Annotated in this window: 12 protein-coding genes and 1 tRNA gene; 2 read left to right on the top strand and 11 right to left on the bottom strand. The window is 74.8% G+C overall.

Annotated features, from left to right (window positions below):
• Positions 1 to 19: 19 nt before the first annotated feature.
• The 4 genes from ACLWS4_RS24765 to ACLWS4_RS24750 form a co-directional block, all read right to left on the bottom strand.
• Positions 20 to 1,528, bottom strand: a complete 1,509-nt coding sequence (locus ACLWS4_RS24765; protein ID WP_082346127.1) for a penicillin-binding transpeptidase domain-containing protein — start codon at positions 1,526 to 1,528, stop codon at positions 20 to 22.
• A complete protein-coding gene (locus ACLWS4_RS24760; RefSeq protein ID WP_380775264.1) occupies positions 1,528 to 2,859 on the bottom strand; it encodes an FtsW/RodA/SpoVE family cell cycle protein in 1,332 nt (443 codons plus the stop codon). Before ACLWS4_RS24760 ends, ACLWS4_RS24765 begins: the two co-directional genes overlap by 1 nt.
• Before the next feature lie 186 nt (positions 2,860 to 3,045).
• Entirely contained in the window at positions 3,046 to 3,732 is a 687-nt protein-coding gene (locus ACLWS4_RS24755) for an ABC transporter (RefSeq protein ID WP_416875248.1), read from the bottom strand.
• Positions 3,729 to 4,580: an ATP-binding cassette domain-containing protein gene (locus ACLWS4_RS24750; protein ID WP_416875247.1), complete on the bottom strand. Its 852-nt coding sequence runs from the start codon at positions 4,578 to 4,580 to the stop codon at positions 3,729 to 3,731. Before ACLWS4_RS24750 ends, ACLWS4_RS24755 begins: the two co-directional genes overlap by 4 nt.
• A 331-nt stretch (positions 4,581 to 4,911) precedes the next feature.
• Here ACLWS4_RS24750 and ACLWS4_RS24745 point away from each other — a divergent pair, with 331 nt between their 5' ends.
• Both ACLWS4_RS24745 and ACLWS4_RS24740 read left to right on the top strand, forming a co-directional pair.
• The gene (locus tag ACLWS4_RS24745; protein WP_074001269.1) at positions 4,912 to 6,240 is read left to right on the top strand and encodes a VWA domain-containing protein; all 1,329 of its coding nucleotides are present in this window, start codon (positions 4,912 to 4,914) and stop codon (positions 6,238 to 6,240) included.
• A 2-nt stretch (positions 6,241 to 6,242) separates the two neighbouring features.
• Positions 6,243 to 7,115, top strand: a complete 873-nt coding sequence (locus ACLWS4_RS24740) for a peptidase (RefSeq protein WP_416875246.1) — start codon at positions 6,243 to 6,245, stop codon at positions 7,113 to 7,115.
• A gap of 64 nt (positions 7,116 to 7,179) precedes the next feature.
• Here the strand turns inward: ACLWS4_RS24740 and ACLWS4_RS24735 are convergent, their stop codons facing one another.
• The 7 genes from ACLWS4_RS24735 to moaC all read right to left on the bottom strand — a co-directional run bounded on the left by ACLWS4_RS24735 (position 7,180) and on the right by moaC (position 13,381).
• Positions 7,180 to 8,799: a DUF2079 domain-containing protein gene (locus tag ACLWS4_RS24735; RefSeq protein WP_416875245.1), complete on the bottom strand. Its 1,620-nt coding sequence runs from the start codon at positions 8,797 to 8,799 to the stop codon at positions 7,180 to 7,182.
• 44 nt (positions 8,800 to 8,843) lie between these two features.
• Positions 8,844 to 10,046, bottom strand: coding sequence for a glycosyltransferase 87 family protein (locus ACLWS4_RS24730; RefSeq protein WP_375876008.1), 1,203 nt, complete (start codon positions 10,044 to 10,046; stop codon positions 8,844 to 8,846).
• Between the two features lie 351 nt (positions 10,047 to 10,397).
• Positions 10,398 to 10,471: transfer RNA gene (locus ACLWS4_RS24725), tRNA-Ala, on the bottom strand.
• Positions 10,472 to 10,656: 185 nt separating this feature from the next.
• Positions 10,657 to 11,652, bottom strand: a complete 996-nt coding sequence (locus tag ACLWS4_RS24720; protein WP_416875244.1) for a hypothetical protein — start codon at positions 11,650 to 11,652, stop codon at positions 10,657 to 10,659.
• A 150-nt stretch (positions 11,653 to 11,802) separates the two neighbouring features.
• Positions 11,803 to 12,387: a GNAT family N-acetyltransferase gene (locus tag ACLWS4_RS24715; protein WP_369808369.1), complete on the bottom strand. Its 585-nt coding sequence runs from the start codon at positions 12,385 to 12,387 to the stop codon at positions 11,803 to 11,805.
• 38 nt (positions 12,388 to 12,425) lie between these two features.
• Entirely contained in the window at positions 12,426 to 12,944 is a 519-nt protein-coding gene (locus tag ACLWS4_RS24710) for a MogA/MoaB family molybdenum cofactor biosynthesis protein (RefSeq protein WP_049660037.1), read from the bottom strand.
• The gene (gene moaC, locus ACLWS4_RS24705; RefSeq protein ID WP_241852779.1) at positions 12,941 to 13,381 is read right to left on the bottom strand and encodes a cyclic pyranopterin monophosphate synthase MoaC; all 441 of its coding nucleotides are present in this window, start codon (positions 13,379 to 13,381) and stop codon (positions 12,941 to 12,943) included. Before moaC ends, ACLWS4_RS24710 begins: the two co-directional genes overlap by 4 nt.
• Between the last annotated feature and the right edge of the window lie 15 nt (positions 13,382 to 13,396).

The following is a 13,396-nucleotide window of genomic DNA, read 5'->3' as shown; positions in this document are numbered from 1 at the left end:
CTCAGCGCACCTGCGGAGATCATCCGCCGAGCACCGCCCGCATCACCGACCGGGCGATCGGCGCCGCCAGCGCGCCACCCGTGACGTCCGTGGCCCCGCTGTCCTCGACCACCACGGCGACCGCCACCGGCGGCACCGCGTCCGAGCCGGCCGGCGCCGCCCAGGCGATGAACCAGGCGTACGGCGTCCCGCTGTTGCCCACCCCGTGCTGGGCCGTCCCGGTCTTGCCGCCGACCACCGCCCCGGCGATCCGGGCGTTGCCGCCGGTGCCGTTCTCCACCACGCCGGTCATCAGCCCGCGCACCTGCCCGGCCACCGCCGGGGTCATCGCCCGCCGGTACACGGCCGGCTTCATCAGCTGCACCGTGGTGCCGTCGCTCCTGGTCAGCCGGTCCACGAGCTGTGGCCGCATCACCGTCCCGTCGTTGGCCACCCCGGCCGCGACCATCGCCATCGTCAGCGGGGTGGCCGCCGTGTCGAACTGCCCGATCGAGGAGAGCGCCAGCTGCGACTCGTCCATCCGGGTGTCGAAGTTCGACCGGGCCGCCCGCACCGGGACGTCCAGCCTCGCGTCGTTGAAGCCGAGGTTCCCGGCCATCTCGGCCATCCGGTCCAGCCCGGTCCGCACCCCCAGGTAGCCGAGCACGCTGTTGCAGCTGGCGGTCATCGCGGCGGCCAGCGACAGGTCGGCCCGGTCGCAGGCCGGGGTGTCGTTGACCAGCGGCGTGGTCGTGCCGGGCAGCACGTACGGGAAGGGCGCCCCGGTCGGCGCGGCCGGGTCGGTGACCACCCCGGCCGCCAGCGCGGCCGCGGCGGTGACCACCTTGAAGGTCGAACCCGGCGGGTAGGTCTGGCGCAGCGCCCGGTTGAGCATCGGCTGGTCGGCGTCGGCCTGCAGCCGGTTCCAGGCCTCCTGGTCGTCGGCGCCGTACCCGGCGAAGGAGCCCGGGTCGTAGGAGGGCGTGCTGGCCAGCGCCAGGATCCGCCCGGTGGCCGGCTCGATCGCGGCGACCGCGCCCTTCTGGTCGCCGAGCCCGCGCATCGCGGCCTGCTGGGCGGCCCGGTTCAGCGTGGTGTGGACGTCCCCGCCGGGGTTCTGCCGGCGCGAGACGGCGTCCCAGACCGACCAGCCCGCCAGCCGTCCGTCGGTGCCGGTCAGCAGCTCGTCCTCGGTCCCCTCCAGCTGGGTGGTGCCGTACGCCTGCGAGGCGAAGCCGGTGACCGCCGCGTAGGTCGGGCCGTCGGTGTAGCCGCGCTTGTACGCGTACCGGCCGCCGGTCGGCTCGGAACCGGTCACCGGGTCCGGGCCGACCAGGATGTCGCCGCGCGGCTGGGCGTACCGCTCGACGGTGAGCCGCTGGTTGGCGCTGTTGCGGTCGAGGTCCTGCGCCTGGAACACCTGCACCCGGGTGGCCTGCACGCACAGCGCCGCGACCAGCAGCAGGCAGAAGGTGCCCGCCCGGCGCCCGGTGACCGAGATGCCGGGCAGCCCCTGCGGGCCGTTGCCCCTGGCCCGGACGCGCGCCATCAGACCTCCCCGGTCACGGGCCGGCGGGCGTCGTCGCTCATCCGCACGAGCAGCGCGACGATGATCCAGTTGGTGACCACCGAGGAGCCGCCCTGGGCGATGAACGGCATGGTCATCCCGGTCAGCGGGATCAGCGCGAGCACCCCGCCCGCCACCACGAACACCTGGAGGCCGACGATCGCGGCCAGCCCGATCGCCAGCAGCCGCCCGAACGGGTCGCGCAGCGCGATGCCGGTCCGGAAGCCCCGCGAGACCAGCGCCGCGTACAGCAGGAACACCGCGGTCAGCCCGGTCAGCCCGAGCTCCTCGCCGATCGTGGCGAGGATGAAGTCCGACTTGGCGGCGAAGCCGATCAGCACCGAGTGCCCGTTGCCGAGCCCGGTGCCCAGCTCGCCGCCCCAGGCGAAGGCGAACAGCGACTGGGCGATCTGGTTGGCGCCCCGGCCCGCCTCGATCGAGCCCAGCGGGTCCAGCCAGTCCGCGACCCGGCTGTGCACGTGCGGCGAGAGCCAGCCCACCGTCACCGCCCCGACGGCGGCCAGGCCGAGGCCGATCGCGATCCAGCCGGTGCGCGCGGTCGCCACGTAGAGCATCACCACGAACAGGCCGAAGAACAGCAGCGAGGTGCCGAGGTCGGTCTCCAGCACCAGGACGCCGACGAACGCCGCCCAGATCAGCAGCACCGGCCCGAGCACCCGCCCGCGCGGCAGCTGCCAGCGCCAGACCCGGCGGCCGGTCAGCGCCAGCGCGTCCCGGTGCACCGCCAGGTACGCGGCGAAGAAGACCGCCAGCAGGATCTTGGCGAACTCCCCGGGCTGGAAGGAGAGCGGCCCGATCACGACCCAGATCCGGGAGCCGTACACCGGCGGGAAGAAGATCGGCAGCACCAGCAGGACCAGCGCCACCAGCGCCCCGACGTACGCGTAGCGCCGCAGCCGCCGGTGGTCGCGCACCAGCAGCACCACCGCGATGAACAGCGCCACCCCCAGCGCCGACCAGAGCAGTTGGGTGGAGGCGGCGCCGCGCCCCGGGGTGGCCCGGTCGAGCCGGTAGATCACCACCAGCCCGATCCCGTTCAGCAGCACCGCGATCGGCAGCAGCAGCGGGTCCGCGTACCGGGCCCGCCACCGGACCACGGCGTGCGCCGCCAGGGCGAGCACGCCCAGCGCGGCGCCGTACTCGGCCGCGTCGGCCGGGACGTGGCCGTCCAGGTTGACGCCGACCTCGACGTAGCCGAACACGGCGATCAGGACGGCGCCGACCACCAGGACGAGCTCGGTGGTGCGCCTGGTCGGCACCGGCCGGCTCGGCCCGGCGGCGGATCTCGGCACGGCGGAGGGTGTCGCCACGGACCGTCCTGGGGGTCGCGGTCTAGCGGGGAGGGTCCGGGCGCCGGTGCGGCGGCGCCCGTGTCCCGGTTCGTCACCCTAACGAGTGCTATCCGTATTTTTGACACTCCGCCACGGTGTGTCCGCCGATGCCCGAATCACCCGGGCCCGCCGATCCGCCCCCGGCCCTCACTCCGGCCGCCGCCCGGCCAGCGCCGCCACCCCCGCGCCGACCGCCGCCAGCAGGACGGCGGCGGCCAGCAGGCTCGGCCACGGCACCGTGACCCGGCCGGTCCGGGCTGCCGACACCAGCCCGCGCACCGCCGCGTTGGCCGGCGAGGCCGGCACCACCAGCAGCAGCGTGGCCAGCCCCAGCGCCGCCGGGATGCCGTACTGCGCGTGGACCAGCACCGGACGGTTCGCCACCGCCCCGGCCAGCACCCCCAGCAGCGCGCAGACCACGGAGGCCACCAGCCCGGCCAGCACCGCCGGCCCGGTCCCCGGTTCCTGCCGCGCCCCCTGGCCGACCACCGGCCCGCTGGTCCACCAGACCGCCGCCACCTGACCGACCGCCAGCACCAGCGACACCGTCAGCGCCGCCAGCAGCGCCCCCAGGTGGACCCGGACCGGGCCCGCCGCCGCCACCAGGCAGGCCCGCGAGGCCGGCGGCTCCGCGCTCAGCGCACTGCGCACGTACCAGGCGCTCACCGGCAGCAGCACCCCCGCGCCGAAGCCGAGGCCGCCCAGCAGCGGGTCCCCCGCCGCCACCCCGACCACCAGCAGCACCGCGTACGCCAGGAACGGCGGCAGCCAGGCGTGCGAGCGCAGCAGCAGCTCCAGGTGGTACCGGGTCAGCGCACCGATCCGCGCCGTCACCGCTCCCCCTCCTCGCGCCGACGCACCGCCAGCACCCGGACGGCCGGGCGGCCCAGCAGCAGCCGGCGCAGCAGCGCGTCCGAGTGCGCGGCCGGCACCGCCAGCCGCACCGCCGTCCCGGCCAGCGCGGTGACCTCCGGCGCCCCCGGCAGCGCCGTGGGCAGCGGGGCGCCGTCCGGGACGTCCACCTCGACCTCCATCACCGGGCCGCCCGCCGCCGGCTCCGGCACCCCGTCCTCGACCGGCCGCAGCACGCCGTCCGTACCGACCCGGTACGCGGCGCTGGTCGACCCGGCCAGCCGGGCCGGGTCGTGGTCGACGAACAGCACCGTGCCGCCCGCCGCCGCCCGCTCGGCGGCGGCCTCGTCCAGCACCGCCCGGGCCTCCGGGTCCAGCCCGGTCCACGCCTCGTCCAGCAGCAGCACCCGCGCCTCGGGGAGCAGCGCCTGGGCGACCGCGACCTTCTGGCAGGTGCCCTTCGACAGCCGGCTCAACGGCGTGCCCGCCCGGTCCGCGACACCGAACCGGTCCAGCAGCTCCCCCGCCCGCCGCCGCGCCCGCTCCGCCGACAGCCCGTGCACCCGCCCCACCCGCAGCAGGTAGGAGGCGGCGTCGAAGGGCAGCGCCGGCGGGAAGCGCTCGGGCACGTACGCCGCCGGGCCGGGCCGCGCCACCCGCCCCGTGCTCGGCCGCTCGATCCCGGCGACCAGCCGCAGCAGCGTCGACTTGCCGCTCCCGTTCCGCCCGGCGATCCGCACCAGCTCGCCCGGCCCGACCGCCAGGTCGACCCCGCGCAGGATCCACCGCTCCCGCCGCCCGTACCGCTTGCCGACCGCCGTCAGCTCCATCGCTCCCCCCGCTCCAGTCCGTCGTGAAAGGAAGGCTATCCACGCCGCGTAAGACCGCCGTGAACGTACGGATTCCCCAACTGTGCACCGGAGTTCGCGCCGGGGCTGGTTGAGGCACGATCCGGACTCGTTTCGCCATGGCGAACTGATGATCCCCAGGGCGTGTCCGACAATTGGCGTCGGATCAGGGCGCGGCGTCGGGGTGCGTGCATCGCAAGGCGGAGGAGGGAGTCCATGCGGAGCATCGGCGACCGACGACAACGCGGCGAGGTGCGTGCACCGGCGTCGCGCACCCGGCGGGAATTGTCGGACACGCCCTAGGATCGGCCGGGTGACTACCGGACGACGACCACAGACCAGGCTCGGCAGCCTGCTGGCAGCAGTGGCGATAACGGGCGCCTCGCTGCTCCTCGGCCTGCCCGCCCACGCCGACGAACCATCAGCCGGCGCCGCTCCCGCGACCAAGGAGGCGCCCCGGGTCGACCTCGTCCTGGACGTCAGCGGCTCCATGCGCGAGGCGGACATCCAGGGCAAGAGCCGCATCGCGGTGGCCCAGCAGTCGCTGAACGAGGTGATCGACGCGCTGCCCGCGGAGACCGAGTTCGGCATCCGCACCCTGGGGGCGAACTACCCCGGCAACGACAAGGCCCAGGGCTGCCAGGACACCAAGCAGCTGTACCCGGTCGGCAAGACCAACAAGGTCGAGGCCAAGACCGCCGTCGCCACCCTGCGCCCCACCGGCTGGACCCCGATCGGCCTGGCGCTGCGCGGCGCCGCCCAGGACCTCGGCAAGGGCGAGACCACCCGCCGGGTGGTGCTGATCACCGACGGCGAGGACACCTGCACCCCGCCCGACCCCTGTGACGTCGCCCGCGAACTCGCCTCCCAGGGCATCCACCTGGTGGTCGACACCCTGGGCCTGGCCCACGACGACAAGACCCGCCAGCAGCTGCTCTGCATCGCCAACGCGACCGGCGGCACCTACACCGACGTCCGCACCCAGGAGCAGCTCACCGACAAGGTGAAGCAGCTGGTCGACCGCTCCAACGACACCTACACGGTGACCCCGGTCAAGACCACCGGCACCGACAAGTGCGAGAGCGCCCCGGTGCTCGCCCCGGGCGTCTACACCGACCGCGAGAAGTTCTCCGAGCACCGCGTCTACAAGGTCCCGGTCAAGTCCGGCCAGGAGCTGCGCGCCTCGGTCAGCGTCGCCCTCGACCGCCCGGTGGCCCGCGACTACGGGGTGCTGCTCCAGGCCACCAGCGCGACCGGCCAGGAACTGGTCCGCGGCACCGACGCCGGCAGCAGCCGCACCGACGTGGTCTCCACCGGCCTGCGCTGGTCCACCGACGACTCCAAGGGCTACGTCACCGCGAGCCCCACGGCCACCAAGGACTCCAAGGAGAAGCCGGAGACCACGGTCTGCCTGGTCGTCAGCAACTCGCTGGCCCCGCAGGCCGGCGTGCTGGCCGACCCCGGCCTGCCGCTGGAGCTGACCGTCGACCTGGCCTCCGCCTCGCCCGCCCCGGAGGGCGCCGCGATGGGCCTCGGCCGCGGCTGGATCCTGCTGCTCACCCTCACCCTGGCCGGCCTGGCCTTCGGTCTGGTCTTCGGCTGGATCGCGCGCTGGCGGATCGCCGTCTGGCGGGAGAACTGACCATGCGTACGACGATCCGCGGCGCCCTCGCCGCCCTCGCCCTGCTGCCCGCCCTGGCCCTGGGCGCCCCGGCCGCCTCGGCCGCCTCGCCGTCCCCCTCGGCCAGTGCGAGCGGCACCCCGGCCCCGGCCACCAAGGCCGGCACCTCCTTCCTGACCGCGGTCAACCTCTCGCCCAACCAGGACGCCAACGTCTCCGTCTCCACCGGTGACTACCTGTACTGGGCGTTCGGCGCCGCCGAGGGCCAGACCCCGACGGTCAACCTGACCGTCGGCCTGGCCCCCTCGGCGGACCGGCACGGCCCGCAGACCTGGTCCGTCGAGGTCTTCGACGGGCTGCGCCGCCGCCAGGCGTGCACCGCCGGCACCCAGAACGCCACCGCCGAGCAGAGCGCCGGCTCGCTGGCGCTGAACTGCACCCTGCGCGAGGTCCGCACCTGGGCCGAGCCGTGGTCCGGCGACCCGCTGCCCGGCACCTACTACGTGCGGCTGTCGGTCAGCGACGTCCCGCAGCCGGACCTCGGCCTGGCCTCCTCGGTGCAGCTGCACGTCGCCGCCAAGGGCGACGCGGACAACGCCCAGCCGGAGGGCGGCGAGCTGAAGGCCCCGCTGGTCCCGCCGGCCGGCGGCGGCGCGAGCACGGCCAAGGCGGCCGCCCCGGTGGCCCAGGAGGAGCACTGGTACACCGGCTGGTTCTCCGGCTGGAACAGCCGCTGGTACTGGACGATCGGCGGCGGCTTCCTGGCCGCGCTGGCCGGCATCCTCGGCTACCGGCTGACCCGGCACCCGCGCGGCCACCGGCCCGGCCACTACGGCGCCGTCCCGTCCCAGAGCTCCCACCAGAGCGGCCACTACACCGGCTCGGACCGCCCCTGACCCGTCCCGGAGGGCCGGCCGGACGTCGTTCCGGCCGGCCCTCCGGCGTGTCCGGGCCCCGCGCTCAGCCGCGGAACAGGTTGTGTCCGACGTCGGTCGGGACCTCGTCCTGGACCGGCTTGCTGCCCGGCCCCGGCACGTGCTCGCCGGGGACCGGCTCGTCGCCCTCCCGGTGCAGCAGCACGACCCCGTCCTCGGCCCACAGCTGCCGGTAGCCGTGCGCCAGCAGCAGCTGGATCCGCTCGGCCTGCTCCTTGTCCGTCTTGAACGGGAAGGACCGCTTGTCGCCCCGGGTGAGCACGTACTCGCGCCCGCGCGGTGTGCCGTCCACCAGCACCACGTCCGTCCGGGCGGTCAGCCGCGGCGCGATCTGGTTGTCCGCCTCGACGGACGCCCCGTCCGGGATCAGCGCGGCCGCCCGGACCAGCGCCGCCTCGCTCGGCTTGGGCGCCCAGGAGGACGGCAGGACCAGCGGCACCAGCCCGATCGGCACCGCGGCCACCAGCGCGATGCCGGCCGCGCCGAGGCCCAGCCGGCGGGCCCGCCGCAGGCTCCGCTCCGGCCGCCCGGTGGCGCTCAGCCGGCCCAGCACCTCGATCGCGGCGGTGAGCAGGACCGGCCACAGCAGCGCGTCGTAGTGCCGGGCGATCGACCAGTGGTTGGGGTTGCTGGACAGGATCCGTTCGGCCAGCAGCGGCACCGCGCACAGCACGGTGGCCGAGCGCAGCGGCAGCAGCAGCATGGTGCCGAACAGCCACAGCAGCAGCAGCGGCTTGAGCGGCTGGTCGAAGGCGGCCTGCACCAGCAGGAACGGGTCGTGCAGCAGGTTGCGCAGCGCGTCGCCGCCGTCCGTGCCGAGCGAGCCGTAGTTCCAGTAGTAGCCCGGCTCCCCGCCCATCGCCGGGATCAGCCAGGTGATGGCGGCGGCCGAGGCGACCGGCCCGCCCAGCAGCAGTCCCAGCCCGGTGCGGCGGCCCGCCCGGTCGTCGGTGCGGCGGGTGCGCAGCAGCAGCACCAGCCCGTACGCCCCGACCAGCAGGCCGAGGTCCTCCTTGGTGCAGCACAGCAGCAGGGCGGCGAGCAGCACCGTGCCGTACCGGCGGGCCAGCCCGCGCTCCAGCATCAGCAGGGTCAGCGGGACCGCGAAGGCGACCTCGTGGAAGCCCACCCGGGCGGCGACCAGCAGCGGCCAGCCGAGCCCGTAGACCAGGCCGGCCAGGTCGGCGGCCCGGCGGGCGGTGCGCGGCTCGGCGCCGGCGAAGGCGTACCCGGCGATCCGCCGGATCAGCGGCACGCCGGCCGCGAACAGCAGCGACTGTCCGATGATCAGCGAGCGCGGGTCGTCCCAGATCCAGTACAGCGGCGCGAGCAGCGCCAGCACCGGCGAGAAGTGGTCGCCCAGCAGCGAGAAGCCGGGCGGGAACTCGTGGTGGAAGCTCTTCAGCGTCGAGACGGGCAGCCCGAAGTGGGCGTAGCCGCGCACGCCCTGGTCGAAGATGCCGAGGTCGAAGCCGCCGAGCGAGACGGACGTCCAGCCCTGCAGGCCGATGGCGCAGGTCACCGCGAAGCAGAGCGCGGTGAGCAGCGCGGTGCGCCGGGCGGGGCCGAGCAGGACGGCGGCGGCCATCCGGCGGACGGCGGGCCCGGCGGCGGCCGGCGGCGGGGGTGCGGTCTGGGTGGTCACGTCTGGTCTGGTCCGTCCGGTCTGGGGTCCGTGGGTCCGGTCCGTCAGGTCCGGTTCGTCAGCGCGGGGTCGCGGTCCAGCCTGGCGGTCAGCAGGGTCAGGGCCCCGCCGCCTGCGGCGTCCACGGCCTGCCGCCGGGCGCGGTACAGCCGCACGCCCAGGACGACCAGGACGGCGATCGCGATCGGCGGGTAGATCGCGCCGGGCAGCTGCCAGTACCAGGCGACCCCGCGGCCCCAGCGGTGCGGCACCGCCCACATCACGTGGGAGAGGAAGACCGCCGCGGTCACGCCGAACAGCACCCGCCGGGCCGTGGTCCTGGCCTCCACCGCCAGCAGGGCGAGCAGCGGGATACACCAGACCCAGTGGTGGGTCCAGCTGATCGGCGAGACCAGCAGCGCGGTGAGCGCGGCGCAGACCGCGCCCCAGGCGTCGGCTCGCCGCAGCACCCGCGCCGAGCGGCCGGCCAGCACCGCCACCCCGAGCCCGAACACCGCGACCAGCGCCGAGGCGACGACCCCGACCAGGCCCGGGTCGTTGACGTCGAGCAGCCGGCAGACGGCGCCGCGCAGCGACTGGTTGTCCACCAGGACGGTCACGCCGACCCGGCTCGGGTCCCAGAGGTAGGTGGTCCAGAACCCGTACGAGGCGTCGGGCAGGAGGGCCCAGCCGATCAGGCCCGCCGCCAGGAAGGTGCCGGCCGAGACGAAGGCGGCCCGGACCCGGCCGGTCAGGAACAGGTAGACGGCGAACAGGCCCGGGGTGATCTTGATGGCGGTGGCCAGGCCGATGCCCACGCCCTTGAGGCGGTGGCTGTCCGGCCGGGTCAGGTCCCACAGGACCAGGCAGAGTATGCCGAGGTTGACCTGGCCGTACTGGAAGGTGGTGAAGACCGGCTCCAGCCAGACGCCGAGGCCGGTGGCCAGGACCACCACGGCCGCGCGGTGCTGCTTGGGCCAGCCGGCCAGCTTGAGCGACAGGTGCACGGCCGCGGCGAGCAGCGCGTAGTTGAGGAGCATCACCAGGACGCGCAGGGTGCTCACGTCGAACCAGGTGCTCGGCACGAAGAGCATCGCCGCGAACGGCGGGTAGGTGGCCGGCAGGTCCCAGCCGGGCAGCCGCATCGCGTACAGGTCCTCGCCGCGGACCACCGCCTGGCCCTCGGCCCGGTAGACCAGCATGTCGACCATGGTGGCCCCGTGGACGTGCCGGAACCAGGCGAACACCGCCAGTGAAACCGCCGCCACACAGGCCGCCGGAAGGGTCCAGGAATTCGGCCTTCCGGTTTCCGCCGCGTCGCCGGACCCTTCCGGACCGGACCGCCGCACCCACCGTTTCAGACCGAACTCGCGCACCGCGATGGCACCCCGTCGAGATAGACCAGATCGTTCCCTCGTCGCCGTCTGGGCCCACCCACCATAACCGACCCCCCTGAGCCCCAAACCGCGTCAGAAACGGGCCCGGAGGGGCGATGTGACCTCCCCCACAACGGGCCCCGGGTCGGGGTCGGCACCGGGCCCGGACCCCAAAACGCGAAATCCCGCCGGGAGTTGCCTCCCGGCGGGATTTCGTCGACCGGCCGGAGCCGGTCTGTTGGGTGGAGCTGAGGGGATTCGAACCCCTGACCCCCTCGATGCGAACGAGGTGCGCTACCGGACTGCGCCACAGCCCCAACGAGAAGAAACTCTAGCACCTTTCGGAGGGGGTCCGTGACCACCCCCGGATCACGGTGCCGGCCGGGGTGGCCAGGGGCTCGCCCCGAACGCGGACCGCCCCGCCCGCGGTGGCGGGCGGGGCGGCATCGGGCGGGTGCGTCGCGGCGTACAGGCGGGTCCGGGGGCCGGCCCCCGGACCCCGTCACTCGTTGGCCGCGCGCGGGCGCGACTCGGGAGCCTGGGGCTCGGCGTACTGGTCGAAGAGCGGGGTCTTGCGGGACTCGGCGGGGCGCCCGGCGGTCCAGGTCCCGGGGGCCGACAGGTCGAGGCCGCGGGAGACCCGGGGGGCGACCGGGGCGGTCACGTAGGTCGGCAGCGGGACGGGCACCGGCTCCCAGGAGTCCGGCCCGGCCGCGCCGCGCTCGCGCATGCCGTCGACCCACTCCTCGTGCTCGGTCGCCTCGGCCACCGCGGAGGCGGAGGGCACCGAGACGGTGGCCTGCTCGGGGTCGGCGGCCAGCCGCAGGTGGGAACGGCGCGCGGGCCGCTCCCCGGCGGGCGCGGCCGGGGCCGGCTCCGCGGCGGGGGCCTCGGCCGGGGCGCCGGCCGGCGGCCGGGCCTCGGCGCGCTGCTGCTCGCGCTTGCGCAGCCGCTCGGCGGCCTGGGCGGCCCGGACCCGGTCGAGCTTCACCTCGTACCGCTGGCGCTCCAGCCGGCGCAGGTGGCCGATGTACAGGGTGAGGAGGACCGCCGGGACCGCCGGGACCCAGAGGAAGGCGAGTCCGGCCACCGCGGCGACCACCGCGCCGAGCGCGAAGGAGAGGAAGAGGGCGGTGACCATCCGGCGCCGGCGGGCCAGCAGCCGCGCCCGGCGCTCGGTCCCGACCCGCGGTTCGGGGCCCGGCCGCTCGGCCGGGCGCTGCACCGGGGGTTCGGGCTCCCGTGCGGGGTCGCCGGAGGCGGTCTCGTCCCGTTCGGGAGGACCGTCGTCGCTCTGCTCGTCACGCGGTTCGTCACCCAGGGCCCGGGCTGCCCGCCGCTCCAGCCCCGAACGCCCGGCCAGCAGGCGGATCGCGGTGCTGAAGCGTTCCGTCGGGCGCGCCTCGTTGAGTTCGTCCTGCCTGCGGAGCCACATCGGCACCAGATAGGCGGCCCAGGCCCCTACGATGACGGCGTAGATAAGGCCGCTACTGCTCACGATTCACACCGTACGGGCGCCGGGGAAGGCCTGGCAGCAATTTGGTGCGGCGTGTCGTGTGATCAAGCTGATTCTCCGACTATTTTGCCGCTATTTGTGCGGGTCCGGTGCCCCGGCGATGCCATATCGATATTTCTTTCGAACATACATTCAATTACGTGTCCCGCGCCCGGAACTGAGCGCGCGCCAGCGCTCCAGCATCCCCTCCGGGACCTCCTCGTCGGTCAGCGCGTAGACGAGGTGGTCGCGCCAGTCGCCGTCGATGTGGAGATAGCGCGGACGGATTCCCTCCGAGCGGAAGCCGAGCTTTTCCACCACCCGTCGGCTCGGGCCGTTCTCCGGGCGGATGCAGACCTCGATCCGGTGCAGTCCGAGCGTGCGGAAGCAGTAGTTCACCGAAAGGGCCACGGCGGTCGGGATGATGCCCCGGCCGGCCACCTCCTCGTCCACCCAGTACCCGATGTTCGCCGAGCACATCGATCCCCAGGTGATCCCGCCGACGGTCAACTGGCCGACCAGCTGGCCCTTGTGGACCACGACGAAGGGCAGCATCCGGCCGGCCGAGGCCTCGCCGCGCAGGAAGCGGACCATCTGCCGGTAGGTCGGCCGGGCGCCGGCCGCCTGGCCCGCCGGGCCGGGCGGCACGGTGGCCTCCCAGCGGCGCAGCCAGTCCCGGTTGCGGCGGCTCACCTCCTGCCACTCGCGCTGGTCGCGGGCCCGGATGGGGCGCAGCACGACCTCCCCCTCGTGGAGTTCTACCGGCCAGCCGGCGTTCAGTGCCCTCTCCTGGATGCTGGAGCCCCGGGTGCCGGGGCGTCGGTCCGGGGGTGGTCCCCGCCGCCGAGCTGGTCGACGGCGTGGGCGAGCAGCGGCTCCAGGACGGCGAGGCCGTCCCTGACGCCGCCGGTCGAGCCCGGCAGGTTGACGATCAGGGTACGTCCGGCGAGGCCGGCGAGCCCGCGGGAGAGCGCCGAGGTCGGCACCTTCTCCCGGCCGTACGCACGGACGGCCTCGGCGATGCCGGGGACCTGGCGGTCGATCACCCGGGCGGTCATCTCGGGGGTGAGGTCCATCGGCGAGATGCCGGTGCCGCCGGTGGTCAGCACCACGTCGTAGCCGGCCGCGACGGCCTCGCGCAGCACGGCCTCCACCGGCTCGCCGTCCGGGACGACCCGGGGGCCGTCGGCGGTGAAGCCCATCGCGGTCAGGCCGGCCACCAGCAGCGGGCCGCCCCGGTCCTCGTACACCCCGGCCGAGGCCCGGTTGGAGACGGTGACCGCCAGGGCCCTCACTGCGCCACCTCCGGGGCGAACCAGTCGCCGCTCTTGCCGCCGGTCTTGCTCAGCACCCGGACGGACTCGATCGTGGCGCCCTTGTCCACCGCCTTGACCATGTCGACGACGGTCAGCCCGGCCACCGCGACGGCGGTCAGCGCCTCCATCTCGACGCCGGTGCGGTCGGCGGTCTTCACGGTGGCGGTGATCTCGACCGCGTCGTCCGCGACGGCGAGGTCGACCTTGACGCCGGAGACCGCGATCGGGTGGCAGAGCGGGATCAGCTCCGGGGTCTTCTTGGCGCCCATGATCCCGGCGATCCGGGCCACCGCGAGGGCGTCGCCCTTGGGCACGCCCTCGCCGCGCAGCAGGTGGACCACCTGCGGGGAGACCCGCACCCGGCCGGCCGCCACGGCGGTGCGCGCGGTGGCGGCCTTCTCGGACACGTCGACCATCCGGGCCGCGCCCTG

This window comes from Kitasatospora sp. SC0581 (assembly GCF_048159585.1).
Taxonomy (GTDB): Bacteria; Actinomycetota; Actinomycetes; order Streptomycetales; family Streptomycetaceae; genus Kitasatospora.
This window is presented reverse-complemented; position numbering and strand designations above follow the sequence as displayed.

Bases quoted from the DNA above. Each gene is read 5' to 3' on its own strand.
- ACLWS4_RS24740 (WP_416875246.1), top strand. From the start codon at position 6,243: ATGCGTACGACGATCCGCGGCGCCCTCGCCGCCCTCGCCCTGCTGCCC.
- ACLWS4_RS24765 (WP_082346127.1), bottom strand. From the start codon at position 1,528: ATGGCGCGCGTCCGGGCCAGGGGCAACGGCCCGCAGGGGCTGCCCGGC.
- moaC (WP_241852779.1), bottom strand. From the start codon at position 13,381: ATGGTCGACGTGTCCGAGAAGGCCGCCACCGCGCGCACCGCCGTGGCG.
- ACLWS4_RS24750 (WP_416875247.1), bottom strand. From the start codon at position 4,580: ATGGAGCTGACGGCGGTCGGCAAGCGGTACGGGCGGCGGGAGCGGTGG.